The 25,372-nt window shown below is 24.6% G+C and carries 28 protein-coding genes; 22 read left to right on the top strand and 6 right to left on the bottom strand.

The annotated features are described in order from the left end of the window. Nucleotides 1-408 precede the first annotated feature (408 nt). From BN8917_RS00730 to BN8917_RS00700, 7 genes are all read left to right on the top strand, one after another. Nucleotides 409-1,380, top strand: coding sequence for an oxidoreductase (locus BN8917_RS00730; protein WP_066869200.1), 972 nt, complete (start codon nt 409-411; stop codon nt 1,378-1,380). A 212-nt stretch (nt 1,381-1,592) separates the two neighbouring features. After that, entirely contained in the window at nt 1,593-2,441 is an 849-nt protein-coding gene (locus tag BN8917_RS00725) for a DegV family protein (protein ID WP_066869197.1), read from the top strand. A gap of 81 nt (nt 2,442-2,522) precedes the next feature. Then, on the top strand, nt 2,523-2,999 hold the full coding sequence (locus BN8917_RS00720) for a hypothetical protein (protein ID WP_066869194.1): 477 nt from the start codon (nt 2,523-2,525) through the stop codon (nt 2,997-2,999). Between the two features lie 707 nt (nt 3,000-3,706). Beyond that, a complete protein-coding gene (locus BN8917_RS00715; RefSeq protein WP_066869191.1) occupies nt 3,707-3,961 on the top strand; it encodes a hypothetical protein in 255 nt (84 codons plus the stop codon). Between the two features lie 187 nt (nt 3,962-4,148). Then, nucleotides 4,149-5,306, top strand: coding sequence for a hypothetical protein (locus BN8917_RS00710; protein ID WP_066869188.1), 1,158 nt, complete (start codon nt 4,149-4,151; stop codon nt 5,304-5,306). 139 nt (nt 5,307-5,445) lie between these two features. Next, nucleotides 5,446-6,216, top strand: a complete 771-nt coding sequence (locus BN8917_RS00705; protein WP_066869185.1) for a hypothetical protein — start codon at nt 5,446-5,448, stop codon at nt 6,214-6,216. Nucleotides 6,217-6,304: 88 nt separating this feature from the next. Continuing rightward, nucleotides 6,305-7,039: a metal-dependent hydrolase gene (locus BN8917_RS00700; RefSeq protein ID WP_066869182.1), complete on the top strand. Its 735-nt coding sequence runs from the start codon at nt 6,305-6,307 to the stop codon at nt 7,037-7,039. Nucleotides 7,040-7,073: 34 nt separating this feature from the next. On the opposite strand, the gene BN8917_RS00695 is transcribed toward BN8917_RS00700, so the two are convergent. Then, nucleotides 7,074-7,583 (bottom strand): hypothetical protein, encoded by a 510-nt coding sequence (locus BN8917_RS00695; RefSeq protein WP_066869179.1) that lies wholly within the window; start codon nt 7,581-7,583, stop codon nt 7,074-7,076. A gap of 139 nt (nt 7,584-7,722) precedes the next feature. On the opposite strand from BN8917_RS00695, the gene BN8917_RS00690 reads away from it, so the two are divergent. Continuing rightward, nucleotides 7,723-8,277: a lytic transglycosylase domain-containing protein gene (locus BN8917_RS00690; protein ID WP_066869176.1), complete on the top strand. Its 555-nt coding sequence runs from the start codon at nt 7,723-7,725 to the stop codon at nt 8,275-8,277. A 65-nt stretch (nt 8,278-8,342) separates the two neighbouring features. On the opposite strand, the gene pnuC is transcribed toward BN8917_RS00690, so the two are convergent. Then, on the bottom strand, nt 8,343-9,122 hold the full coding sequence (pnuC, locus tag BN8917_RS00685) for a nicotinamide riboside transporter PnuC (protein ID WP_066869173.1): 780 nt from the start codon (nt 9,120-9,122) through the stop codon (nt 8,343-8,345). A gap of 466 nt (nt 9,123-9,588) precedes the next feature. On the opposite strand from pnuC, the gene BN8917_RS00680 reads away from it, so the two are divergent. The 6 genes from BN8917_RS00680 (at nt 9,589) to BN8917_RS00650 (ending at nt 13,905) form a co-directional block, all read left to right on the top strand. Further along, on the top strand, nt 9,589-10,356 hold the full coding sequence (locus tag BN8917_RS00680) for a hypothetical protein (RefSeq protein ID WP_066869170.1): 768 nt from the start codon (nt 9,589-9,591) through the stop codon (nt 10,354-10,356). A gap of 155 nt (nt 10,357-10,511) precedes the next feature. Next, nucleotides 10,512-10,958 carry a hypothetical protein gene (locus BN8917_RS00670; protein WP_066869164.1) on the top strand — a complete coding sequence of 149 codons (447 nt, stop codon included), beginning with the start codon at nt 10,512-10,514 and terminating at the stop codon, nt 10,956-10,958. 144 nt (nt 10,959-11,102) lie between these two features. After that, complete coding sequence (locus BN8917_RS00665) at nt 11,103-12,257, top strand: pyridoxal-phosphate-dependent aminotransferase family protein (protein WP_066869161.1); 1,155 nt, start codon at nt 11,103-11,105, stop codon at nt 12,255-12,257. 16 nt (nt 12,258-12,273) lie between these two features. Next, on the top strand, nt 12,274-12,774 hold the full coding sequence (locus BN8917_RS00660; RefSeq protein WP_066869158.1) for a hypothetical protein: 501 nt from the start codon (nt 12,274-12,276) through the stop codon (nt 12,772-12,774). Between the two features lie 234 nt (nt 12,775-13,008). Continuing rightward, entirely contained in the window at nt 13,009-13,212 is a 204-nt protein-coding gene (locus BN8917_RS00655; protein ID WP_066869155.1) for a hypothetical protein, read from the top strand. Between the two features lie 228 nt (nt 13,213-13,440). Further along, entirely contained in the window at nt 13,441-13,905 is a 465-nt protein-coding gene (locus BN8917_RS00650; protein WP_066869152.1) for an NUDIX hydrolase, read from the top strand. Between the two features lie 36 nt (nt 13,906-13,941). Here BN8917_RS00650 and BN8917_RS00645 read toward each other — a convergent pair whose 3' ends face one another. After that, entirely contained in the window at nt 13,942-14,229 is a 288-nt protein-coding gene (locus BN8917_RS00645) for a hypothetical protein (RefSeq protein WP_066869149.1), read from the bottom strand. Between the two features lie 175 nt (nt 14,230-14,404). Between BN8917_RS00645 and BN8917_RS00640 the strand changes: the two genes are divergently transcribed. The 3 genes from BN8917_RS00640 to BN8917_RS00630 all read left to right on the top strand — a co-directional run bounded on the left by BN8917_RS00640 (nt 14,405) and on the right by BN8917_RS00630 (nt 17,645). Then, nucleotides 14,405-14,920: a sigma-70 family RNA polymerase sigma factor gene (locus BN8917_RS00640; RefSeq protein WP_066869146.1), complete on the top strand. Its 516-nt coding sequence runs from the start codon at nt 14,405-14,407 to the stop codon at nt 14,918-14,920. A 3-nt stretch (nt 14,921-14,923) separates the two neighbouring features. Continuing rightward, complete coding sequence (locus BN8917_RS00635; RefSeq protein ID WP_066869143.1) at nt 14,924-16,087, top strand: hypothetical protein; 1,164 nt, start codon at nt 14,924-14,926, stop codon at nt 16,085-16,087. A 367-nt stretch (nt 16,088-16,454) separates the two neighbouring features. Continuing rightward, on the top strand, nt 16,455-17,645 hold the full coding sequence (locus BN8917_RS00630; RefSeq protein WP_066869140.1) for an alanyl-tRNA editing protein: 1,191 nt from the start codon (nt 16,455-16,457) through the stop codon (nt 17,643-17,645). A 104-nt stretch (nt 17,646-17,749) separates the two neighbouring features. Here the strand turns inward: BN8917_RS00630 and BN8917_RS00625 are convergent, their stop codons facing one another. Continuing rightward, a complete protein-coding gene (locus BN8917_RS00625) occupies nt 17,750-18,739 on the bottom strand; it encodes a hypothetical protein (protein ID WP_066869137.1) in 990 nt (329 codons plus the stop codon). Between the two features lie 781 nt (nt 18,740-19,520). Then, entirely contained in the window at nt 19,521-20,465 is a 945-nt protein-coding gene (locus BN8917_RS00620) for a hypothetical protein (protein ID WP_066869134.1), read from the bottom strand. Nucleotides 20,466-20,822: 357 nt separating this feature from the next. Here BN8917_RS00620 and BN8917_RS00615 point away from each other — a divergent pair, with 357 nt between their 5' ends. From BN8917_RS00615 to BN8917_RS00595, 5 genes are all read left to right on the top strand, one after another. Next, nucleotides 20,823-21,332, top strand: a complete 510-nt coding sequence (locus BN8917_RS00615; protein WP_066869131.1) for a hypothetical protein — start codon at nt 20,823-20,825, stop codon at nt 21,330-21,332. 182 nt (nt 21,333-21,514) lie between these two features. Beyond that, a complete protein-coding gene (locus BN8917_RS00610; RefSeq protein WP_066869129.1) occupies nt 21,515-22,312 on the top strand; it encodes an SMI1/KNR4 family protein in 798 nt (265 codons plus the stop codon). Nucleotides 22,313-22,943: 631 nt separating this feature from the next. Continuing rightward, nucleotides 22,944-23,189, top strand: coding sequence for a hypothetical protein (locus BN8917_RS00605; RefSeq protein ID WP_066869127.1), 246 nt, complete (start codon nt 22,944-22,946; stop codon nt 23,187-23,189). Between the two features lie 108 nt (nt 23,190-23,297). Next, the gene (locus tag BN8917_RS00600; protein ID WP_141668647.1) at nt 23,298-24,563 is read left to right on the top strand and encodes a 3'-5' exonuclease family protein; all 1,266 of its coding nucleotides are present in this window, start codon (nt 23,298-23,300) and stop codon (nt 24,561-24,563) included. 80 nt (nt 24,564-24,643) lie between these two features. Continuing rightward, nucleotides 24,644-25,066, top strand: a complete 423-nt coding sequence (locus BN8917_RS00595) for a hypothetical protein (protein ID WP_066869121.1) — start codon at nt 24,644-24,646, stop codon at nt 25,064-25,066. 127 nt (nt 25,067-25,193) lie between these two features. On the opposite strand, the gene BN8917_RS14805 is transcribed toward BN8917_RS00595, so the two are convergent. Then, a complete protein-coding gene (locus tag BN8917_RS14805) occupies nt 25,194-25,367 on the bottom strand; it encodes a transposase (protein ID WP_407641386.1) in 174 nt (57 codons plus the stop codon). Nucleotides 25,368-25,372 lie beyond the last annotated feature (5 nt).

Raw genomic sequence — 25,372 nt, 5'->3', positions numbered from 1 at the left:
ACAGTGTAGATTTAGCTTGAATTTATCTTGAAAAGTATTACAAAAAGATTTCTTTTTACTTAATAATTTCTTATTTATAAGATAAGATTTGGCTATATAAGTTTAATTTATAAAAGAAGATAAAAAAATATAGTCCTTATATTTATTTTAAAAGAATGGCTTTAATAAAGGATTTCTAGCTATTTTTATATGTGTAAAATTTTATAAATTTAATATTGAAATTGGAAAAATAAATATTTTATTTATAGAGAGAGTAGTAAAACTTACTAAAATTAAGTATTCAAGAGATATTTAAACTTAATTAGAATTTAAATAATATTTGTAAAGGATTTATGGTGTTTTTACTTAGTGTGAATTTTTATATAATTAAATCGAGCAACAAAATAAAAATTTTAAGGAGTGAATGACATGAGTAAAGGGGCCTTTAAGAATTTTAAGTTCAAAAACTTAAGTTTTAAAAATAAAGTAGTAATGGCACCAGAATCAAGTAATCGCGCGAGTATAGATGGACAACCAACAGAATTCCATTTTAATCATTATGGAAGTAAAGCAATTGATGGAGTTGGTACAGTAGTTGTTGAAGCTACAGCAGTTGAAAAAAGGGGAAGAGAAACTACAAAGGATTTAGGAATCTGGAGTGATAGACATATAAAAGGACTAAAGAAAATAGCAAGAACTATAAAAAGTAAAGAAGTTGTGGCTGGAATACAGTTATTCCATTCAGGTAAAAAGGGTCAAGCTATTAATTTAGATAAAGATAAGATAGATAATAATAAAAATGTTATTAAAGATTTTTCAGAAAATGATATAAAAATGATAGTAAAGGCATTTAAAAAAGCTGCTAAAAGAGCTTTAAGAGCTGGATTTGATTTTATTGAAATTAACGGGGAGCTTATCTCAGAGTTTCTTTCTATAAATAAAAATAAAAGAAAAGATAATTATGGTGGAAGTTTTAAAAATAGATCTAGAATAGTTGTTGAAATAGTTAGAGCTATAAGGCAAGTATGGCTAAGTGATAAGCTTTTAGCAATAAGATTATCTTCTGAATTATATGGAACTAAAAATGTAGAAAGAGAAGAATTTGAAAAACTTATAGATGTACTTAGGGCAGAAGGAGTAGACCTTATAAATATAAGTACACAAAATGAAAAAGAAATAGAAACAGCTACTTTAAATAAGATAAAATCTAAGAAAGTTAGTGAAGAAAAATCTCTTCCGATAGTTGAAGGAGGCCTTATAAATGTTGCAAGTGAATCTAATGAAGTTAAGTATACTGAAGGATTAGCTTTTTTAGGACAAGCTATTTTAAGAGATTCATATTGGATAATAAATGAGGTTAAAAGTTTTGTTTCAGGTAAAACATATGTAAAAGTAATATAAATTTAAGGTTATCTCACTAGAGATAGCCTATTTTTTGTTTCTATTTATATAAAAAATAAAAAAATATTTATTTTATATTAGTTTTTTATAGTATAATGAAATACAGGTAAACTTTTAAATAGTAAATTTATTAAATAATAAATTATTTATAATATAAAGTAGTTATATTAATATATAGCTTTATAGCTATAATTATATCTATGGAGGATTTTATGGAAAAGATAGCAATAATAACAGATAGTACTTGTGGAGTTCCACAAGAATATATTGAAAAGTATAATATTGAGGTTATGAGATTAAAAATTATATATGGTGAAAAAGAATACATAGATGGGATAGATATTCAGCCAAATGAAGTTTATGATAGACTTTCAGTAGAAGTTCCTACAACTTCAATGCCTTCAGTTCAGGATGCGACAAATTTATTAGAAGGTTTAATAGAAAAAGGATACACCCATGTAATAGGATTATTTATTTCAGCTGGGCTTTCAGGAACAATGAATAGTTTTAGAATAGCTGCAGAACAATTAGAAGATAAAATAACTGCATTTGTTCATGATACAAAAATGATATCAATGGCTACAGGTTTAGTAGTAATAGAAGCAGCAAAGATGATAGAAGATGGATATAGCTTTGAGGAAATTTGTGCTGAAATTCCTAAGATGCAAGAAAGAACAACTCTTTACTTTACAGTAGATACTTTAGAGTATTTAATAAAGGGTGGAAGAATAGGAAAAGTTTCAGGAACAATAGGACAAATGCTTAATTTAAAACCTATTATAACAATGGATGATGAAGGAATGTATACAACAGCAGGAAAAGTAAGAGGTTCAAAGAAAGCATTATCAGAACTTATGAGACTTGGTAAAGAACTTCTTGATAAAGGAAAAGGAAAAGTTGTTGTTATGACAGGAACAATGAAGGAAGAAGCTGATAAGCTTAGAGAATATTTCAGTTCACATAAGAATGCAGAATTTATTCATCAAGGAGTATTTACTCCAGTTATAGGTGTCCATGCAGGTCCTAGAATAGTAGCATTTACTGTAATGGAAGAAAAATAATTTTTAAAATTTGAATAAATCTAAGATAACATGTCCATAATTAAACTATAAAACATTTAATTAAAATTGGGGGAAGATAGAATGTGTTTAGTAATGGATTATAATAAAAGTTTAGATTTAGCCTATTTTAATAATTTTACAATAGAAGAAAATTCTTATGAGACTTTATATAATTTAATAATTAATAATAAAAATGATTTCTTAAAAGGAAGATATAAAATAGCTTATGGATATGTATTATCAAAAACTAAAATTAGTTTTAGACATTGCTTTTTAATAGATGTTATATCAAAGAAGGTAATTGATCCAAGTTGTGTGAAGTTTATTAATACTTGCAAAGAAGTTAAAAATTATAAATATAAAGTTTTTACAGAATTTAAATCATTAGATGAATATCTTTTTGCTATTAAGTTTAGTAAATATATAGCTAAAGAAAATGAGAAGTCTCTAGAAAGACTTTTATTAGATGAAGAAAATAAAATGTTAGAAGCTTTTAAGAAAAGAGATAATATAGAAGAAAATAAGAAAATAATATATCCTATAATAATAGCAAGTTAATAATAAAAGAGATATCTAAAAATAGATATCTCTTTTTTGTATTTATATATAAGAAAATATCTGAAATTACAAATTTTTATAAATATACTTATTAATTGTTTATTGTTTTGTTTTTTTTGTTTATTATTTCCTATGAAAATATAAGAAACATTACTGAAGTTTTAATATTAACATATATACTTAAATTATTGTACTTGAAAATTTTTTAGAAATAATGGTAAAATATAAATGTAAAGAAAATATAAACAAATTATTAAATTAGTTAACAAATAATTTGTTTTAAATAATACTAAAAATAAATATTTTTAAGATAGTTTATTTTTAGTTAAATTATAAATTTCATAAATAGGAAACATTTTATTTAAATTTTATAAATTTAAATCTTTATAGTAACTGCTATAAGGTAAAGTCCAATATATGTATTCTAAAAATTGAATTATTTCAGCCAACATAATTTGTTTTTTAGAATATATTTACTGTACTTTAGAAAATTAAATATATTCTAATAGTTTTAGTACCTATGAGAAATTTTTTACTCTACCTAGGCACTTCTTGCTATTTTTCTCCACATACTTTTTATAGTATGTGGTTTTTTTATTTAAATTTATTTTAAAGAATACATATATATTAGTAAAAAGACTAATAATACTATAGAAGGAAAATAGTAAAGGTATTATTTCCTTTAATAGTTTTATTAGGAGGACATTATGTTAACAAAGAAAACTTTTAGTAATAATCCAGTAGTCAATAAAAAGGGGTATAACAATAATAATTTACAAAATGTTATAGATAATATGGGTCATAATGATCAAACTCATCAAGATGTTAGTTCTATGTTAAATCAAGGAGCAAGTATTGATGGGGTGTCTAGTTCTTTAGATTTATCTCTTGGAGAAGTAAAGGCTATTAAGGAAAGAGCTATTAAAAATGGAGATGTTAAAAATCAATGGGATAATGCATAATTTTAGATATTTATTTAAGAAAAATATAAAAGTTATGTTTATAAAAAAGGAATCTAGATATTTCTAGATTCTTTTTTTATTTTATAGTCCGTTATATACTTAATATGTAACATATATGTTATATATAAATTTTTATTTTCTTGTATTATTAAATTAGATATTTGTGTCAGATTTGGAGGAGTATATTATGGATTTTGATAGTGTTTTACATAGAACACGTGTTATAAAGGATATAAATATAGATATAAATAGAATGATAAATGAAAATATAGATAATATAAATTTAAATGAAAATATGAAGTATGCACTTGCAAGAAAGCTTAATAGACTTGATAATAGTATAAATAGACTTATATCAGAGTTAAAACTTCTTGCTTATGAAGAGGGAAATGAAGAACAGGTTGAAAACTTAGAGAAGGATGAAGAAAGAAGAAAAAGTGATATATTTATAAATAGAATTCCAGCAAGTGAAAAGGATACAGTTGTAAGTATGCCAGAGGATAATTATTTAGAGAGATTAAATAATAATTCATGGGAGAACAATATAGATAAAGAACAAATTATAAATAATATAAAGAAAATAGGAATGGAAGATTCAAAAGTAAATGATGAAATAGATAGTGAAATATCTATGAATGAAATAAGTGAAGAAGAGATGGGTAATACTGTTATGATAGATAGAAATGAAATGATGAATCATATCAGAGGTATACAGTCTCAAGATAGTGAAGAAAATGATAGTCCTTCTATGGAAAATCAAAAAGCTGAAGAAGAAAACTTAAAAAGAGATATGATGGATTGCCAAGATTCAATAAATAAGGCTAATGATAGTATAGAAGAAATAGAAAGACTTTTAGCGGCTAATAAAAAATTGGTTAATGAAAATAATGATTTAGAAGAAAAACCATATATAAGAAATGTTCAGAAGGAAGATAATAATATCAATTTAGCTAATGAGGAAGAAGAATTTAATTTAAATAGTATATTACCTATAGATAATTATGAAACTAAAGCTCAAAAGACTAGAATAAAGCCTATTAAACATACTAGAGAAGAAATATTAAAGACAAAGAATATAAAAGTTGAATCATTTAATAGGGATTATGACCCAAATAGAATTCAAAGACTAAAAAATAGTAGAAATAATCAAAATGGTCATACTGCTATACTTTCATCAGATGATATAAGTGTTAAACCAAGTGATGATATGGATAAAACTATGGCTATGAGTAAAGAAGAGTTTTATTCAATAGTTAATAAATCACTTAATAACTCAAAATCTAGAGATTATTATGATTACTATGATGATGAAGATGATGATTACGATTATGATGATGAATATTAATTGAAAAAATAAATTATAGCCTTATTTAATGACTATTTAAGACTTTATTTAATTAAATGTAATTTCTTTGAAATTAATATAAAGATATATTAGTTTATAATTAGTTGATAAAAAAGAGTATAAACTAAGGAGAAAATATATGAAATCAATTAAATTATGGGTAACTATAGGAGTATTAGCTATAATTGGTGTTGGAGCAGCTTGGGGATTTATGGATTCAAGTAAGGGAGATAAGATATTAAATCAGACAGTACTTAGCAAGCCAGCAGCAAATAATTCAGCTGAGTATAATACTTCACCAGCTAATAATGATAAAATAACAAAAAATATGCCTATAACAAATAAAACTATAACTACAGTAGATGGGGCAGTTATACCAGCAGGAACATATTATGTACCTATACAAACAGCAAGTGGTAAAACAGTAACAGATTATTTAGTAACTGGAATGATTACACAATCAGTACCTGTTAAAACTTATACAGAGCTTGGAGGTACAAAATTTGCAGGGGATCTAGAACCAGGAACAAATACATTAGTAACAGGATATGCTGATGGATATTATGTTTTAGGAACAGGTTTTGGAATGCCTACATATGTTAAGGCAACAGATGTTAAACTTATGAAGTATTCAGAATTACAATCAATAGATCTTGGAAATTCACCTTATAGTCTTGATTTTGTAAAAAATCCAAGCTATAACCAAGCAGTAGTTAATTTATATGAATATCCTACTAATGCATCAAAAGTTGTAGGACAAATTAATACAAGTGATTTAAATAGTGATATGTCACAAAATGAAGCTACAGTTATAAATACATGTAACAAGATGAGTGATATAGTTTATAAAGGTCAACAGGGTTGGATGTTAACAAAGGCACATATTGAAAGAAGATATGTTAATTCATAAAAATATTAAAGTATCTTAAGCTAATGCTTGAGATACTTTTTTAAATTTATTATAATTTAATTTAAAATAAACAAAAGAGGAGAGAAAAATGTTAGGACCGACACATAGAATGGGTGGAATAGCCTTTGGAGCGTTAATGCCCATAGTTATAGAAAAAGTAATGGGAGTACATATAGATAAGCCTTTATTATTTGCATCAGTATCTATGGCTGGAGGGGCAATAGGAAGTTTAATTCCAGATATTGATTCACCTTCAAGTACTATAGGAAGAAGAATGAGAGGGATATCTAGATTTATAGCAGAAACATTAGGACATAGAGGTGGAACTCATACATTAATATGCTTATTAATATTTGGTTTTTTCACTATATTTTTAGGTGATAAGTTGCAAAGTTTTCTATCAGGAAATTTAACAGAGGAAAATAGACTTATATTTTCAATAATAGTAGCATTCATAATTATGACATCAGCAATGTTTATAGTTAAGCATGTACCACTTCAAAAAGGTAAAATTACTAAGTTAAAAGGGACAGGAACTATTTTATTAATATTTATAATAACTGTATTAATATCATTTAGTTATAGCTCAATATTTTTACATTATGTAAAAGTTTATCTTTTAGGGGTAGTGGTAGGATATGCAAGTCATATATTTTTAGATATGTTTACAAGAGCTGGAGTTCCATTCTTTAAGCCATTTACAGACTATAGGATTAGTTTTACTAATTATAAAACAGGTTCAGGTATAGAAGATTTTACAAAAGTTATAAGCACAGTAGTAATAGTTCTTTCTATAATAACACTTGGAAAAATACAATTATAAAAAGGGTATCTATTTAAAAGTAGATACCCCTTTTTTAATAATTTAAAAATTGTTTATTAAGTCTTATTATTAATGCGTATATTGGTTTACCAAGGAATAACATGATAAAGAAATTGCCAATCATATGAATAGTATCATATGGTATACCACTTAAGAAATATGTAAATGTAGTATATGGTCCGTACAATACAAGATTTTGTAGTATAAAGAATATACTAAAGAAGAACCCACAAAGTCCACAATATATTGATAAACCTATATGATTTTTAAGAAGTATTTTTCTAAGTAATACACTTATAATAACTATTGTCGGCCATGTTATCAAATAAATAAGCCACCAAATAGCAAACCCATCTATAAATCCTAAAATTAAAACAAATATAATTGAAATATATAAACTTTTATATCTATATATTAAAGAAAATATTATAGTTAATGTAGTTACAATTTCTATATTAGGTAAAAATGCTAATACTTTCTTACCTACCATCATTATAACTGCAAGATAAGCAAATACTATTAGTTCTCTTAATGTAATTTTCATATCACCCTCCAGCTTTATACTCTAAATACAGTTTTATAGTATATCATGTAATGAACAAAATGTTAACATTGTAATTTAATATTAACCATGATATATTTAGAATATATCAAATCTATGAAAGGGCTATAAAAATGAGAAGATGAAAAAGATAGTGGCGCTTATAATCATAATCCTATTAATTATAGCGGGATTTGTAGGATTTTCTAGTGCTATTGATATGTTTCATCCAAACGAATATACTAATTACATTAACGAATATAGTAAAGAGTATAATTTAGATCCTATTTTAGTAAGAGCTGTTATAGAAACTGAAAGTAAGTATAATCCTAATGCTACATCTAATGTAGGAGCAAAGGGACTTATGCAAATTACAGATTCAACAGGTCAATGGATAGCAGATCAAATAGGGGTTAAGGATTTTAATCCTGAGATGTTATTTGATCCAAAGATAAATATAGAGTTTGGTTGTTGGTATCTAGCAAACTTAAATAATGAGTTTCATAATGAGGATAATGTTGCAGCTGCATATAATGCTGGCAGAAATAATGTTAAGCAATGGCTACAAAATAAACAATATTCTAAAGATGGACAGGTATTAGATGTAATACCATTTTCTGAAACTGCTACATATGTAAAAAGAATAAATTTTTATGAGAAGGTATATAAATTTATATATAAACATCATTTAAATTAAACTTAATAATGAAATAAAAAATGCACTCAAATTTATTATTTGAGTGCATTTTAGCCTTTAAAGTATTAATTATTTACTTTTTGTACTTTTTGTCCTCTATGTATCTTTAGCCAGTTATATAAACCGTAGAATGCTGCGATACCGTATTGAGCCCAAACAAGAGCTCCTGATAGATCTGATGAAGTAAATGTTCCTGTTACGATAATTGTCTTAATAAATAGTACAATACCTATATTAGCAGCTATCCAGAAATGCCATTGTTCAACATATCTCTTTGATGTTAAGTACACTGCAAATATTGTGATTACAGATGTAAGTGAATCAAGCTTATATTGAGGGTCAGCTTCAATTGTCATTCCAAATAAAGCTTTAAATATAGCTGGTAATGCAAGTAAAAATTCTGCATATAAGAACCATGCTATTAATAATCCTACTAATGTGATAACCCATTGAATAGCTGTAAATCTTTTAACCTCTATTGATTCACTGCCGCTTTTATCTATATGTTTTTTCCATGCTATAAAACCTGCAATTTCTATTGGTAATAGGAATATTATGTTTTGTATAAATTGTCCATATAGATTTTGTGAAAGTGAAACTATCGCGTAAGTAATTGTATTTAATATCCACCATGAATAACAGGCAATACTTGCTCTAACTTGATATATAGATGTAAGTACACCTGAAAGAGTTGATATAAGTCCTATAATACTTATTATTGTAAATAAAGACTTAAAGCTTTGTTGTCCTGTCGCTGCTGGTAAGAAGAATGATACTATTCCTGCTATAAAAAATACAACGAAAAATATTTTTTGAAATGGTGATAGTTTTGTAAAAAAGTTCATCTGTAGTCCTCCAATTATTTAATCTTTTGTGTGTTAATAATTAATGAATGACTTGTTAACGAATTTTCTATATTTATTATAAATACTTTCTTATTTTATTTCAAATGAAAAATTTGTACAAGAAAATAATTAAATCTAACAAACTTATTCATACTATTTTTTTCACTTAATTTGTTACTTTTTAAAATTTAATTTTGATAGAATATTAAGAGAATATTTTAGGGACAAGATAAATTTCTTGGTTATTATAAAAATAATACTAAATATTTTCTGTTTACAAATTATTAATAAAATATATAATAAAAATAAGATTATAATATAAAAAAAATTAAATAATTTATAAAATACTTAATTGGACAAATTGTAATTATATAATTATATTAAAATATTATTATGGAATTACCATGATAATTAAAAATTTAATTATTGCATTAATATAATTATGTAATACAAAAAGGAGATTTTTATGGAGAAAAAGATGAAAAAGTTTGCTATGACAGATCAAACTAAAAGAATCTTAATTGCTATTTTATTTATAATTGTTATAGGGATAGCGGGTATAGTTACTATATTAAGTAGCACACATTTTCTAAAGAGTGATAATCCAACAAATGAAGCTAAAGGACCTGGAGTAGAAAATGGATATGTATATGTGAACCCAGCTAGTAAAATAGTGCCTAATAAAGGACAAGCAGTTCCAGGAGGAGAAGCATCAACAACTGCTTATGCAGGTGAAACTGATACAACAGCAGTTCCAACATCTGTAGATGGAGATGATACTATACCAGGAGCATCTTATGCTACAAAACCACAAAGTGCTAATAGTTCATCAAGTAATTCAGCAGATAGTTCAGACAACAATACTACTAAAGGAACTGTTACTAAGACAATAAATAATTTAATTGATAGTATAGGAAATGAAATAAAGAGTATAGCTAATACTATATCTGGAAATTCATCAACTAGTTCAAGTTCAGAAGGAAATACTACTCAAGTAGCTTCTTCAAATACTACTAATAGTAGTATTTCAGATAATAATCAAGCTACAACTACAAATAATGATGATTCTTCTGCTAGCTCTTCAACTAAGGCTAATACAGATGATAATTCTGCAAGTAGTAAAGATAGTTCAAGTGATGTAAAGAATAATACTAGTCAAACAAGTAGTAATTCAAATGAATCAGCAAATCAACAAAAAAATACTACTAATTTAAATGTAAAAAGTGAAAAATAAAAAGATGCATCAATAAGGAAACTTATTGATGCATTTTTTTTATTTTTATTAATTAAATTTATAAAAGTTAATAAAAATTTGACCATTAGTTTTATTATTCTACATATGAAAATAGTAAAATTAAATAAAGTTTGCATTGAATGGAGTGATTTCCTATGGAAATCTATGGACGTAATAGATTCTTAGAAGATATAAAATATTTTTTTATTAATTTAAAGAAAGCATTTACTTGTGGTTCTATAAATTATAAAACTAATTTATATGAATGTGAAATTATAAAAGTTGAAAAGGCTGTTGAAAAGTCTTCTTTTAAAATAGGAATATTTAAAAGATCAGGATGGAAAAGTTTAGATAAATTATTAAAAATAATAGAGAGACTAAGAACAAAGAGAGATAGAGAAAGAGTTGTAATTCTTCTTGAAGAAATAGCTTACTCATTATTTGAATATGTAGAATTATCTGAAAAACCAAGCTATAGACTTGTAGATAGTATAGTTTCATATATAGAGGTATGTGGAATATATAGTTCTTATATGAAAGAGGATAAGGTTTTAGAGATTTTACAATCAATATATATCCCAAGAGTTAAAATATATGATTAATATAAGTTTATAAAATGATTTCTTTTGCAATTCAATTAGTAAAAGAAATCATTTTTTATATTAAGTAAAAAATCGTATGGGTATAATTTGAAAATCGGAAGAAATATGGTAATCTAAGTAAAAATATATTTTGGGGTGAAGATTATGGGTAATAAATTTGTATATACTCCTGGTCCAACAATGGTTAGGGAGAATGTTAGGTTTGAAATGTCAAAAGCTACTACAAATCCAGATGTAGATAAGGAATTTGTTGAGTTTTATAAAAATTGTTGTGATAAGATTTCAGATATTATAGGGGCTAAAAATTCAGATACTTATATTTTAAGTGGTGAAGGTATTTTAGGATTAGAGGCAGCTTGTGCATCTCTTACTGAAACAGGAGATAAGGTTTTAGTTATTGATAATGGTGTATTTGGAAAAGGCTTTGATAGCTTTGTAGAGCTATATGGAGGGGAAGTTACTTATTTTAAAGGTAATTATAATAATGAAATAAATATAGATGATTTAAAAGTATTTTTACAAAAAAATAATAATTTTAAATATGCAACTATTGTTCATTGTGATACTCCTACAGGAATGCTTAATAATATAGCTGAAATATGTCCTCTTTTAAAAAGTTATGGAATAATTACAGTTGTTGATTCAGTTTCAGCAATGGTTGGAGAAAGTTTTAAAATGGATGATTGGCAGGTAGATATAGCTCTTGGAGGATCTCAGAAAGCTTTTTCTGCTCCGATAGGTTTAACTATAGTAAGTATAAGTGAAGATGCTAAAAGGGTGATAAAAGATAGAAAAGAAAATATAAAATCTTTTTATTGTAATTTAACAATATGGGAAAATTATTATAAAGATAAATGGTTTCCATATAGTATGCCTATAAGTGATATAATAGCTTTAGATAAAGCCGTAGACAATATATTAGAAGAAGGAATAGAAAGAGTTATAGAAAGGCATAAAAAGATTGCTATGGCTGTTAGAAAGGCTATAAAAAGTATTGGTTTAGATTTATACCAACAAACAGGATTTTCAAATACTGTAACAGCAGTAGCTATTCCTAAAGAAATAGGAGCTTTAAATTTAAGAAATCATATAGAAAAAGAATATAATGTCATTTTTTCAACTTCTATTGCAGAATTTGAAAATCAGATTTTAAGAATAGGACATATGGGAGAGAATGCTAGATTTGAATTTATAGTTTTAGCTTTAGATTGTATAGAAAAAGGATTAAAAGATTTAGGATTTAATTCAGACTTAAGTTTAGTAAATGAGTTTATTTTAGAATATAATAAAAAAGATTAGGAGATTAAAAATAGATATGCTAGATATAGAAAGTTTATTAGAGGATTATAAAAATTCAGTAGAAAAAATAATTAAGGATGGAAAAAGAAAATATTTAGAAAGTGAAGTATTAGAATTAAGTGATAAATCTAAAGTAGATTATATTTATAAAGCACATACATTAGATGTGGGTAAAATAAATAATCAACTTAATAAGGGAAAGGCAATTTATTTTCCTTTTGTAAGTGGCTTTGATGGTGAAATAATTACTATAGTTGGGGAAGAATTTGATTTAGATGTTGGAATAGATTTTGATTATATTGAAGGTATGGGATATATGCCAACATCTGAAAGAATTATGGATGTAGGAGAGCTTAGTATTTCAGCAAAGAATTTAGTAGGATTTATTTTATCTAAAGATAATGAATATAAGATAGAAATTGGTCAGTGGATTAAAGGAAGTAATAATATTAAAATTGTAAAAAATGCAGGGTTTATAAAAAAAGATATAGATAAATTTATAGAAAATTACATTTAATTTAAGTAAAAGAGCAAACTATTTTAGTAAGCTCTTTTATTTTTTATAAAATTTAAAGTTTATATTATGTATATTTATTAATTTTTATTGGTATAAGATGGAGAAATAAATATAGATAATAATAATTTGTTTATATCTAGAATGTAATAAAATTCAAGAAAATAGAAGAAATTAATAAAATAATATGGTAAAATAAATTTAAAAATGATAAAAGAAACTGAAAGGAAGAAACATATGGTAAATTTAGCTAAGGAAGAATTATATTCATTAATTGAAAAACATAAGGATGAAATTACTAAAAAAGATATTAGAGAATTAGCAAGAGAAATAGCAATAAAAATGTCTGGAGAAGGCGCAAATGTACCTCCTATAGATGAATTACAAGTTATTGCATTAGAAGCTTTAATGGAATATAGACAAAAACATGATTTATATTAGTTTTATAAGAATTCTTGAATTTTATAAATTCAAGAATTTTTTTATTATTAATGTAAAGATAATTATAGTTTATCAAATTAAAATTAATTTATAAAAATATAAGTTGAGGAGTTTTATTAAAGGGGAAATAACTATATTTTATAATAAAAATCAAAAAGTATCTTATAAATTTTTATTATAAAATGTAGAATATATAGAGAGAAATATTTATATGAAAGTAGGATACTAATGATAAATTTTAGTGAGAATGGAGTTATTTTTAATTTAAGAGTAGCAGGGATAATAATAGAAGATGGATATATATTTTTAGAAAGAAAAGAAAAAGATGATTTTTGGTCTATACCTGGTGGTAGAGTAGAATTTATGGAAAAGACAGAAGATACTATAATAAGAGAATATAAAGAAGAAATAGATGCAGATATAAAGGTTTTAAGACAGCTTTGGATAGCAGAAGATTTCTTTAAATATGAAAATAATCAGTATCATGAGATAGGTTTTTATTATTTAGTAGAGCTTTTATCAAAACAATTTAGGGATAAAGAAAGAGAATATATAGGAAAAGAAGGCAAAGAAGATTTAATATATAAATGGTTTAAGTTATCAGAGATTGAAAAGACAAATATATATCCTGTATTTTTAAAAACAGGCCTTAAAAATATTCCAAAGAATATAGAAAAAATTATACAAGAATAAAAAAAAGCCAGTTATCTAAAAGATAGCTGGCTTTTTTTAATTTTCTTCTATTATTATAGTTGCGTTAGAAAAGATATATATTTTATCTTGAGTTCGAATTTCTATAATTCCTTGATTTTTATATTTTATATGCATTTTATAGTTTTCATATCTTCCTATAACCTGTCCATTATCTGAATATACTGTAACTATACCATTAACCCCTGATATAGATGATTTATAGTTTCTATATATACCTAAAATTTTTTGTGAAAATACTGGGTAAAAAATAAAAGATAATAAGATTATTATTATTAAAAGTGAAATTGCAAGTCTTTTTGGCATGCTAATCATTCCTTTTTAAATTTAATACAATTATTAAGTTTAGTTTTCCTTTAGTTAAAGATTTTATGTAAATATAGAATAGGTAAAATTTTATTTTTATAAATTTATGATTTTATGGAACTTTTTATAAGAGAAAATTGTCTTTATATATGAAAGCTTAAAATGGAGGGTAAAAATGATAGATGAATTAGTGTTTAAAAAAGCTAAGAAAGGAGATTCTGAAAGTTTCTATAAGCTTTTAGAGCCTATAAAAGAAAAGCTATATAAAGCTGCTTTTATTTATTTTAATAATGAAGAGGATGCAATGGATGCTTTACAGGATTCAATAATTAAAGCAATAAATTCTATTAATACTCTTAAGAATCCACAAGCCTTTAATTCTTGGATTTGTAGGATTTTAATTAATACTTGCAAAAATAATTATAATAAATCCAAAAAAGTTACGTCTATAAATATAAAGGAATTTGAAAATGAATTTACATATGAAGATAAAAATATAGATGAAAATTATGATTTATATGGTGCATTAGAAAAATTAAGTGATAGAGAAAAAGATCTTATAGTTATGAGATATCTAGAAGATATGACTCTTAAAGATATTTCTTTAAAAAAAGAAATTCCTCTTGGAACTGTGAAAAGTGGAATAAATAGAAGTCTTAAAAAATTAAAAATTATTTTAGGAGGGGCATAGAGCATGGGGTTAAATAATAAAGATATTGATAAAATAAAGCTTCCAGATAACTTAGATGAAAGATTAAAAAAGATAGTAGATAAAGCTTATAAGAAAAAAATAACTAAGAATAATAAAAGAAGAATAACAATTGCTGCATTACTAGCCTTTATGATTATAGGTGGAGTATTTTCTGTAAATAGTCAATATGTAGGGGCTAATGTAATGAGAGTAAAAGAAGTTTATCAAAATTCATATGAGGTTTCTAAGGACTCTATAGGATATAAAAATGGGATTATTGAAAGAGAATTAAACCTTTATGGAATAAAAGTAAAGGTAAAAGCGTGGGTAGAAGATGGATATATATATTGGGATGTAATAAAAGATTATAGTGAATTTAATATAGAGGATTGGAAAAGTAAAAATAAAGATAAAATAGATAAGTGGAAAAAAGAAAATAATATTAAAGATGATAGTAAAATTGTATATTATCCTATACCTAATGTATCTACACATATACTTATAAATAGTGAGGAGCCTAAAAGTAGCTCAGGTTATCTTTCAGAGGTAAGTGATGATAATAAAGTATATAAGTTTAAAAGCTCTGCATTAATTGATGATAAGTTTTTAGAGGAAGATAATTTTAATATTGAAATAAAATTAAATGATATAATAATGGGAGAAAAATATAGAAAAAAAATAGAAGGAACAGAGGGATATGAAGTTAGTGAAGGAGAACCTCTTCAACAAGAAAGTACAGAAAGTATTAAATTTAATCTAAAGGCTAAAGATGAAAAACAAATAATAAAATCTGCTGAGTTAAACTATACATTTGATTTAAATGGAGCAGGACAAACAACATTAATAGAAGCAAAAATTCATCCAGGATATATAGAGTTATTTTATTTTAATAGTGATATAAAATTTGAAAATCATAGATTTCAATTTTTTGATATAGAGCTTGAAGATGGAACTAAGATAGATGAAATAAGCGAAATAGGAAGAGATGATTTATATGCCCCAGAAGGGTGGGATGGTAAAGATTGGAGTGTTGTACCTTGGAGAGCACAGTATAAAGGAAAAGTTACAGGAGATACTTTAAAAATAACACCAAGAGTAATAAGTCATAATAAAGGTGAAGAGTATAATTATTCAAAATCAGATTCTATAATAATTAAGTTAAACTAGCTTTTATAAAATAATTGGCAGAAAACTTGCCAAATCTTAACTTTTTTTGTAAAATAGAATTACAACTAAGAATAATACGTAGCCAAGCTCTTTTTTATTGGTATTCGTAAAAAAAGAAGTAACTTTAAAAAGTTGCTTCTTTTTTTGCTATTTGTATTCTTAAATAAAATACTCGTAAATGATTATTAATATAATAAAAAATTTAAAATGTACCATAAAATTAAATTCTAAAATTTTATCTAATGCAAAAAATAGAAATAGACTATTTTATGATGTCTTCAAAAAGGGGAAGGTAATTTATATTTTAGGAAAGGCTTAATATTTGTTATAATTATTATTAAAGACAATAAGTTGGAGGAATTTATATATGGAAAAGCTTTATTATGAGGATCAGTATATAAGAGAGTTTACTGCGGAGATAGCCCAAGTTAAAGAAGAAGGCGGAAAGTTCCATGTAATTTTAGATAAAACTGCATTTTTCCCTGGTGGAGGTGGTCAGTTTTCTGATAGAGGTACTATAGATGGACATAAGGTCATTGATGTTTATGAAAAAGAAGGAATAATATATCATGTAACTGAAAAAAAGCCTATAAAAATACATAGAGTTAAATGTGAAATAGATTGGGAAAGAAGATTTGATGGTATGCAACAACATTTTGGTCAGCATGTATTATCAGGATGTTTCTTTACTTTATTTAATGCAAACACTAAAAGTATTCATATAGGTGATAAGATTAGTACTGTTGATATAGAAGGAACACTTACAGAAGAACAAGTTAGAGAGGTAGAAATTTTTGCAAATAAAAAAATAGGTGAAAATATTAAAGCAGAATTTTTAACACCATCTAAGAAAGAACTAAAAAAAATGAAGATAAGAAGAGATCTTCCAGATACTAATGAACAAATTAGAATTTTAAAAATAGGTGATTTAGATATAAATGCTTGTTGTGGTCTTCATCCTTCTTCAACAATTGAGCTTAGACATATTAAAATAAAAAGATTTGAAAAGAATAAAGGTAATACTAGAATAGAATTTTTAGCAGGTACAAGAGCTATTAATGATGCTATTTTAAAAGATAATTTTTCAAGAGAGATTTGTAGATATTTAAGTAGTAGTGAAGTGGAAGCTATAAATGGAATTAAGAATTTAAATGAAAAACTTAAAGAGGTAATAGATCAAAAGAAAAAATTAGAAAATGAAATAGCTATGTATCAAATGAAAGAAATGATTGAAGCTTCAGAAAATATAAATGGTATTTCAGTTGTAGAAAAAATATTTGATAATGAAGATATTAAATATGTTGATAGGCTTGCAAAAAAAATCACTGAAGATGATAATATAGTTGCTTTAATAGCAATTAAAAATGAGGGAAGAGTAAATCTTATTTTTGCTTCATCCAAAAATCTTAAGAAATTTAATATGGGAAATATATTAAAAGATGCTATTAGCCTTATTGATGGTAAAGGTGGCGGAAGTGCTTTTCTTGCTCAAGGAGCTGGAAAAAATAATGGGAATTTAGAATCTTCTTTATCTTATGCTAAAAATAAGTTAAGATAGATATAATAAAAATAAAAGTTTAATTTAAACCTAGTGCAAATATTTTTAAATTAAGTTTTTATAAAAAATAATCCAGTACAAATTTAATTGTACTGGATTATTTTCTAACTGTGATTTTTGTTCCAATTAGGATCAAATGCATTGTAGTAGTAATTTATTTTACCAAAATGTATTCCTTTATAGAAGTATCCTGAATATAAGAAAGCTTGTTGCTTATCTTGCCAGATTCTACCGTTAGGGTTCATATAGAATTCAGCTGTTGTTCTTGAACCCCTTAATTGGAATTCTTGTTGGTTTGGAACAGGACAGTTTAAAACTACTTGATAATATGTTTCATTATCAACTACCTTTGAATATTGTAAATAAGGTTTAGCAGTAACCCCTGGCATTGTAGTAGCACCAGTAGTAAATTCAATAGAAATCTTTGTAAGTTGATTTTCTATTTGTGCTGGAGTTAAATTGCTATTTAAAGGATTTTCAATACCATCTTCTTTAGCTTTAGCTACTGTCATAGTATCACCAAGTGCATCTATGTAAAATATACTTTCTAAACCAGTATAGTTATAAATTGTTCCATTAGGACTCTTTATACCAACAGGATTAGCTATAGTACCAGCAGTTGGCATATTATAATAGTTAAAAACTTCATAATATCTTATTCCATCATAAGTAACAAAGTTGTTTAAATTTACAACTGTTCTATAATGCATTTGTTGGACATAGTATTGGTCATAAATGTTTGATTCAATTTTATTATATAATTTAGCGGCTGCTGCTGAAAATGTGTTAGTATTATTGTAAACTTCCATTTCAGCTTGTGTTAAGTTATATTGTGCGTTTTCTTTAACTAGTTGTGAATGAGAGGGCCCATCACTACCAAATAATTTATCTAAAAGTCCTGTTTTTTTATCAGTCTTTTTAGATTGGGTTGTTTCATTAGTATTATTTGTGCCAGTATTACTTTGGCTTGGGGATGATAGTAACACTTGGCCTTGTGGATGCTCTAATGCATAACTTGATTTTATTATGTAATAACAAGTATCAACAATACCTGCAAATGCTAATATAAAAACCCATAAAAGTATTTTTTTCATCAGTTATCACCTTTTAAATTTTTAAGTATTTCACAAATAATAATATAGATTAATGATTAGTGCTTCCATCAATAAATATGAAAAAAAGTTTAAGAAAGTATTAAAAAAGTGAATAGTGGGACATAATAAAAGTGAAAAATATAATATTTAATATGAAAATACAGATTACATATAATCATATGTAGTAAAATAAACTTATTTTTATGTGAAATACTTTTTTAAAAAATAATTATTTAAAAAGTAAAAAGAAATCATAAAAAAATATATTATATTTGTTAATTTAATTAATTTGTATATATTTTTTTAAAATAGTATACTTATGTTAGCGTAAAGCTATAGAAATCATAATTTATTTATTAAGGAGTGATTAACAATGGAAGAAAAGATTGAAAATCTTGGTGCTGTTTGGTTTGCATTAATATTTATGTTATCATCATTAATATTTATGGTACCAGCTGTATACATGTAACAGTACTTAACTAATGTTTATAGAGTAAATATTAGTTAATTACTGAGTAGATTTAATTCTAATAATAAAACAAATTTTATTATTAAGGAGTGATTAACAATGGAAGAAAGAGTTGAAAATCCAGGTGCTGTTTGGTTTGCATTAGTATTCATGTTAATATCATTAATATTCATGGTACCAGCAGTATATATGTAACAGTGCTTAACTAATGTTTATAGAGTAAATATTAGTTAATTACTGAAAAGAAATTATAAATTTAATCATAAAAAAAAGAAACTATCTAATTTTAGATAGTTTCTTTTTTTATTTATTTTAATAAAATGCTTGAGACTTATCTATGTAAACATAACCAGTAAGACTTAGATAAAAGCTCTTATCTCCCCAATTTATTAGATAACAGTGATAACCATCTACATCTTTAGTTTTATTTAAATTAACTTTAATAGATCCATTTCCTGAAAAATAAGATGTAAATTCAGTTGCAAGTTGATAAAGTTCTGAATATTTTTGTTGATCATTTAAATCACTAAAATCTTGAACATATTGAGTTCCAAGTTTCTTACCAGAAGGACTTACATAGAAAGCTCCTACAAAGTTACTATAGTTACCATCATATACCCAATGTTCTGAATCTTTACCTATATTATATTCATATAAATTATAGTATTTAGTTCCATCAATAACTTTATAATTATTAAGGTTTGTTATAAAGGCTGTCCCATTTGGTTTACTTTTAAGAGCTATACTTTGAAGCTTACTATAGTTTTCTTGTTGTTCACTTGTAAGTGGTGTAGGAGTATAGCTAGGTTCACTATTATCTGATAAATTGGAGTTATTAGTAGTATTTATTTTTTTAGTATCTGTATTATTACTAATATTATTTTTAGTATTATTATCTAAGTTACTACTTGTACTTTGATTTGTATTAGATGTTTTTATTGTAGTATCTTTATTAGCTATATTATTATTTTTAGGGTTACCATTATTGTTGGTATTAATATCATTAGTAGTAATATTAGATGTATTATCAGTTTTAATATCTGATTTTACAGTTTTAGCATTATTTGTTTTACCTAAATTATTATCTTTTTTGCTTAATTTATCATTAGGGATATTTTCAGCAGAAATTTTATTTGATGTAATATTTTTATTTTCATTAGTTGAAACTATTTGGGATTTATTTGTTAAAGAATAAGCAAATACTCCACCTACAGCTAATATTATAGCAATAGTTATAGCTAAAGCTGTTTTTTTCATTTTTTAGCTCCTTTCAGTTATTAAATATTAATATATTACACTTAAATCGTTGTATTATCTAGAAATATTATAAATCTTAGAGAAAATTAAATTATTCCGTATATATTACTAAAAGATTACAAAATAATTACTTAATGGGATATTATCATAAATATTTATGGCTTATATAGTGAATATTTCCATAATAAAGATTTAACTAAAAAATAGCTTTTGATATATATTATTACTAATAATATATATCTTAAAGCCAGTCCTAAATTTCGAGATGTATTTATAAAATTTATTATATATGTTAAAATAGAAATGATTATAACAGGATTTATAATTATTTAAATTTATAACTTAGGAGAATTTAGAATGAACAAAGGAAAAAAGATAGCAATCGTAGTAGCAGTAATTCTTGGAATTATAATACTTGTGGTTGGGACTTTAACAAAACCAAAGCAATCAGCACAGGCGTCTAATCCTGCTAATTATGCAAGTAGTCAAATTGAAAAGTTAAGACAGTTAGAGCAATTAACAACAAAACTTTATAATGAGGAAACTATAACAGATATGGCTCAACTTAAAAGTGAAATAAACCAAATCAGTGGTAGCCAAGATTCATTATATAATGCTATGCTTTCAAATTTAGAAGCTAATAAGAGTTATTTAAGTAGTAGCAAATATGAAGAGATAAAAGATACATTAACTAATAAAGTGCAGCCAAGTTACAAGCAAGTAGTAGCAGATGCAGAGGAGATTGTTAAGAATGGTTATGATAAAACACCATCAAAGACTGTTGAGAATTATCAAAATGCAATGAGTAGTATGGTGGCTGCTGAAAATATTATAGCACCAGATAAAAGTCAAATAGCACAAAGTTAATATATAAATTTAGAAGATATCTAATAAATAGATATCTTCTTTTTTTGCTAAGGATTCTTAAGATTAATAGTAAAGTTATTTAAAAACTTTATAGAAATAAAAAAAGAATTTTATTATAATAAATAAGAATGAACAAATAGGATAATGAAGATGAAGTTTGATATTAACAAAGGAGAATTTATATGAAAATAGTTAAAACGTTATGGGAAGAAATTTTAGATATTATAGAAGAAAAAATTAGTGGATTTTCAATAGATTCATTAGAATCAGGGGTGAGAGTTTCTAGATTTAAGGAAGTAGAGAATGAGATGAATTTAGAAATTCCAGAAGAATTAAAGCAGTTATATAGCTTAAATAATGGTACTCTTGGTCTTGGAGCAATACTTGGATTTGAGCTTATGACATTTGACGATATGTGTTTGGAATGGAAAAATAATAAGAAGAATGATAAGAATGAAGTTAAGGACATATATGTTTCAAATCCACAAGGAGCTATAAGAAATAAATTAATAGATAGTAATTGGATTCCTTTTGCTTTTAATAATGAACATACATATCTTGCTATAGATTTAAATCCAGATTCTAAGGGGAAAGTTGGACAAATAATTAATTTTGGAGAATCAGAACTTGATACAGAAAAATATGTAATAGCTGATAGTCTTGAAGATCTTTTAAGAAAAACAATTATGATATATGAATATAATGGACTTTATATAGAGGATGGAATAGAAGTTCAAGAAGGAACAGAAGATGAAAATGAAAATCTAATTAAATTTATGGACAAGCATTTATTTAATATAGTGGAGTATTATAAGAGCTCAAGAGCTTTATATGAGGAAGATAATGATTTAGATATGTCATATAATTTAAGAGAATATGATGATTATGTTGAAGAAGATGGCTATGATAATTATGAAGAAGATGATGATTATTATGGTATATCAACATATGATGAAGAGGATAGATATGATTATTATTAATAGATATTTTTAAACCTAGCTTTAAGCTAGGTTTTTTTAATAAAAAAAGACATTTCTTTATTATAAGAAATGTCTCTGTTGTGTAATATATTTTTTATGAATAGAAATAAGATAAACAAATATTATTGCTCTTAATCTTACGATTAATATTAATATAAATCTTAGAATAAATTTTGTCTATAAACTTAAATTATCTTAATATTAAATTTAATTATTATAGATATAATGCCTTTCAATTTTAAGTAATAATTTTTATCATAAAGTAAAAAAAATTGCCTAATGATAAAAAGATTCTCATTTATTTAAATATTTTAAATAAAATTTATTCCAAAGATATCATAATATTTTGGATTTAAAAGCAATAAATATATTATTTAGTATAATTATAAATTTATTTTATTAATTAGGGAAAAAATTTTAATAAATTAGCTGTAAAAGATATTTTTTTTATGAAAAAACTTCTTTTACAGTAATTTTAAAAGAAATATGTAAGTAGAATTTTTGTTACTAATATTAAAAATATGTTAAAATTATAAATAGATATTAGGAATGATTTTTAAAAATGTACAAGCCTACATAAGGTAATAAAATAATTGGAGTAAATTAGGGATTAAAATAGGAGGAATTTAACATGAATACTAATGAAGAAAATCTAGTAAAACACTTTTTAGAATTAGCAAATTTAGATGAAATTAAGGAATTAGATTTTGAAAAAAGAGAAAATATCTTGGAATTTATTATAGATTTTGCAGAATCTAATTTAGATAGAAAACAAGAATGTAAAGATCTTTATAATAGTTATTATGAAGTAGATAACTATGATTTTTTTGAAGGAGCTCTTAGAGCTAAAAGATTAACAAGTAAATATTTAAAATAATGTTAAAGAGAATATCTTTTTTAGAGGTATTCTCTTTATTTTTTTATAAAGAATGTAAATATTATAATTTACATATACTAAATATAGTGTATTAGAAAGGAATGAGTGATGATGAGAGTAGCATTTTTAGATTTAGAATTTACAAGAAAAATAGAAGAAAAAAGTTTTATAAATGAAATTATAGAAGCTTCAATGATTACTTTACCAATTAAGGAAGAATATAAAGTAAATAATAAAGGGATTATAATGAGTAGGTTTTTAATTGAAGATAAAAATGAAGAAAAGATAGCATTCTTTGTTAAGCCGAGTAAGAACAAGATTTTAAGTGATGAAGTAATAAAGTATACCTTAGTATCACAAAAAGATGTGGATAATGCTATAAGTCTCTCAGATACAATAAATAAACTTTATAATTATATAAAGAACAATGATATTATAAGAATATATATTTATTCTAGCTATTGTAAAAACCTTTTAGTAGGAGCAAAAAAAATATTAAACTCTAAGTTAGATAAAAAAATAAATTATATAATAAATCTTTTAGTAGATATAAGTTATTATGCTGAAATTGCTAAAAAAAGAATAGACTTAAAATTAAAAAGAATTTATAATAATGACACTAAATATTTATTAGAAAGACTTAAAATGAAAAAAGAATTAACTTTAACTGATACATATTTAGTTTTAATGAATCAAGTAGAGATAAATAAAAAATATAAGAATAAGTCATTAAATGATGCTAGTTTAATTAAGCATATATTTTTCTCAGATGATGTATCCTTACAAACGGAAAGAAAAAATTTAATTATGTTTGTTAAAAAAAGAAGGGAAAAGCTATATTCTAAAATTATAAAATCTCAAGAAATGTTAGAGTGGATATGTAATTCTCAAACTGTAGATGAATTAGAAAAATATAAGGGGGAAGATGTTTATAGCATAATAAAATCTATAGCTTTTATTAGTAATGAATTTAAAGTAAAAATTATAGAAAATCCTAATATTAGAGTTCAATCTATAAGTGAAGAAGATCCATGGCTTATTATGTATAAAACTACTAGAGAACTTGGTAAGGATATTAAAAATTCTTGGGGCCTTAATATTAAGACAGTAGATGATTGTATAAAATTATTATCTGTAAAAGAAGAAAATGAAAATAAGCAAAAACTTGAAGCCGATTTAATTTCACTTCTTATGAACAGTAATGATGATTTTTTAAAGTTTGAAGAAGATATAAAAGACCTTAAAATTGATATTCTAGAAAAAATATCTGAAAGATGTCAAGAGATTATTAGGAATTATAAAGGACATTCTTTAGATGTTTATTCAACTAAGTTAAATATAATAAACAACAAAATTTACAAAATAAAAGAATAATGTAATTAAAATGTTGAAATTCGAATGGATATATAAGGTAGATTATAAATATAGATTATAACACAAGAAGAGGTATATAGATGAAATACAGAGAAATTGGAAGCGATAATGTAATATTAAATGCTAGATATAATAGCTACATGGGAGAAAGTTATAGTTATCTTACAAGATTATTATATAGAAAGATAAATAGTGAAAATAATAAGGATTTTAAAGTAGCTATTGATAAGGAATTTTTTGAAACTTTAAAAACAGTTACAGGTACTTATCTAACAGAGAAAGAGTTTTTAAAGATAAAAGAAAATTATAAAAACGAATTAGAAGAATATAAAAAGTCAGATTATAAGATGGTAAGATATATGTATGCTTATATGTCATATATATATGGGAAAAATAAGGCGATAAATGTTAAGGATACAATATTAGAAGTTATTAATATGTTTAAAGAAGATGGATTAAAAGGTAATGCTTTAGATCATGTTATAATAGGATTAAAATATTAGTTTAGAAGGGGCTGTCTCATAATACCATAATTTGGAATTGTGAGGTGGTTCCTTTTATTTTAATCGAATTTTATGCATGACAAATAAAGGTATTAGAAATACCTATTTGGATAAATATGAAAAAATATTAGAATAAGTGCTTTTTTAATCTACCTGTATCTCTTTTGCTAATATAATTGATCATATTATGTGCTAATGAAATTAATAAAAATTGCGTTTCAACGTTTTTTAATCCTCTGTATGAAAACCTTCTAAACTTTCTACTTTCTTTTATCAATGCAAAGACACCTTCAACTTGTATTGATC

The sequence above is a fragment of the Clostridium mediterraneense genome, assembly GCF_900091705.1.
GTDB lineage: Bacteria > Bacillota > Clostridia > Clostridiales > Clostridiaceae > Sarcina > Sarcina mediterraneense.
Note: the sequence above shows the minus strand (reverse complement) of the source record. Positions and strands in the feature narration are given on the sequence as shown.

Coding starts and splice junctions, on each gene's coding strand:
- BN8917_RS00730 (WP_066869200.1), top strand. CDS start 409: ATGAGTAAAGGGGCCTTTAAGAATTTTAAGTTCAAAAACTTAAGTTTT.
- BN8917_RS00725 (WP_066869197.1), top strand. CDS start 1,593: ATGGAAAAGATAGCAATAATAACAGATAGTACTTGTGGAGTTCCACAA.
- BN8917_RS00720 (WP_066869194.1), top strand. CDS start 2,523: ATGTGTTTAGTAATGGATTATAATAAAAGTTTAGATTTAGCCTATTTT.
- BN8917_RS00715 (WP_066869191.1), top strand. CDS start 3,707: ATGTTAACAAAGAAAACTTTTAGTAATAATCCAGTAGTCAATAAAAAG.
- BN8917_RS00710 (WP_066869188.1), top strand. CDS start 4,149: ATGGATTTTGATAGTGTTTTACATAGAACACGTGTTATAAAGGATATA.
- BN8917_RS00705 (WP_066869185.1), top strand. CDS start 5,446: ATGAAATCAATTAAATTATGGGTAACTATAGGAGTATTAGCTATAATT.
- BN8917_RS00700 (WP_066869182.1), top strand. CDS start 6,305: ATGTTAGGACCGACACATAGAATGGGTGGAATAGCCTTTGGAGCGTTA.
- BN8917_RS00695 (WP_066869179.1), bottom strand. CDS start 7,583: ATGAAAATTACATTAAGAGAACTAATAGTATTTGCTTATCTTGCAGTT.
- BN8917_RS00690 (WP_066869176.1), top strand. CDS start 7,723: ATGAAAAAGATAGTGGCGCTTATAATCATAATCCTATTAATTATAGCG.
- pnuC (WP_066869173.1), bottom strand. CDS start 9,122: ATGAACTTTTTTACAAAACTATCACCATTTCAAAAAATATTTTTCGTT.
- BN8917_RS00680 (WP_066869170.1), top strand. CDS start 9,589: ATGGAGAAAAAGATGAAAAAGTTTGCTATGACAGATCAAACTAAAAGA.
- BN8917_RS00670 (WP_066869164.1), top strand. CDS start 10,512: ATGGAAATCTATGGACGTAATAGATTCTTAGAAGATATAAAATATTTT.
- BN8917_RS00665 (WP_066869161.1), top strand. CDS start 11,103: ATGGGTAATAAATTTGTATATACTCCTGGTCCAACAATGGTTAGGGAG.
- BN8917_RS00660 (WP_066869158.1), top strand. CDS start 12,274: ATGCTAGATATAGAAAGTTTATTAGAGGATTATAAAAATTCAGTAGAA.
- BN8917_RS00655 (WP_066869155.1), top strand. CDS start 13,009: ATGGTAAATTTAGCTAAGGAAGAATTATATTCATTAATTGAAAAACAT.
- BN8917_RS00650 (WP_066869152.1), top strand. CDS start 13,441: ATGATAAATTTTAGTGAGAATGGAGTTATTTTTAATTTAAGAGTAGCA.
- BN8917_RS00645 (WP_066869149.1), bottom strand. CDS start 14,229: ATGCCAAAAAGACTTGCAATTTCACTTTTAATAATAATAATCTTATTA.
- BN8917_RS00640 (WP_066869146.1), top strand. CDS start 14,405: ATGATAGATGAATTAGTGTTTAAAAAAGCTAAGAAAGGAGATTCTGAA.
- BN8917_RS00635 (WP_066869143.1), top strand. CDS start 14,924: ATGGGGTTAAATAATAAAGATATTGATAAAATAAAGCTTCCAGATAAC.
- BN8917_RS00630 (WP_066869140.1), top strand. CDS start 16,455: ATGGAAAAGCTTTATTATGAGGATCAGTATATAAGAGAGTTTACTGCG.
- BN8917_RS00625 (WP_066869137.1), bottom strand. CDS start 18,739: ATGAAAAAAATACTTTTATGGGTTTTTATATTAGCATTTGCAGGTATT.
- BN8917_RS00620 (WP_066869134.1), bottom strand. CDS start 20,465: ATGAAAAAAACAGCTTTAGCTATAACTATTGCTATAATATTAGCTGTA.
- BN8917_RS00615 (WP_066869131.1), top strand. CDS start 20,823: ATGAACAAAGGAAAAAAGATAGCAATCGTAGTAGCAGTAATTCTTGGA.
- BN8917_RS00610 (WP_066869129.1), top strand. CDS start 21,515: ATGAAAATAGTTAAAACGTTATGGGAAGAAATTTTAGATATTATAGAA.
- BN8917_RS00605 (WP_066869127.1), top strand. CDS start 22,944: ATGAATACTAATGAAGAAAATCTAGTAAAACACTTTTTAGAATTAGCA.
- BN8917_RS00600 (WP_141668647.1), top strand. CDS start 23,298: ATGATGAGAGTAGCATTTTTAGATTTAGAATTTACAAGAAAAATAGAA.
- BN8917_RS00595 (WP_066869121.1), top strand. CDS start 24,644: ATGAAATACAGAGAAATTGGAAGCGATAATGTAATATTAAATGCTAGA.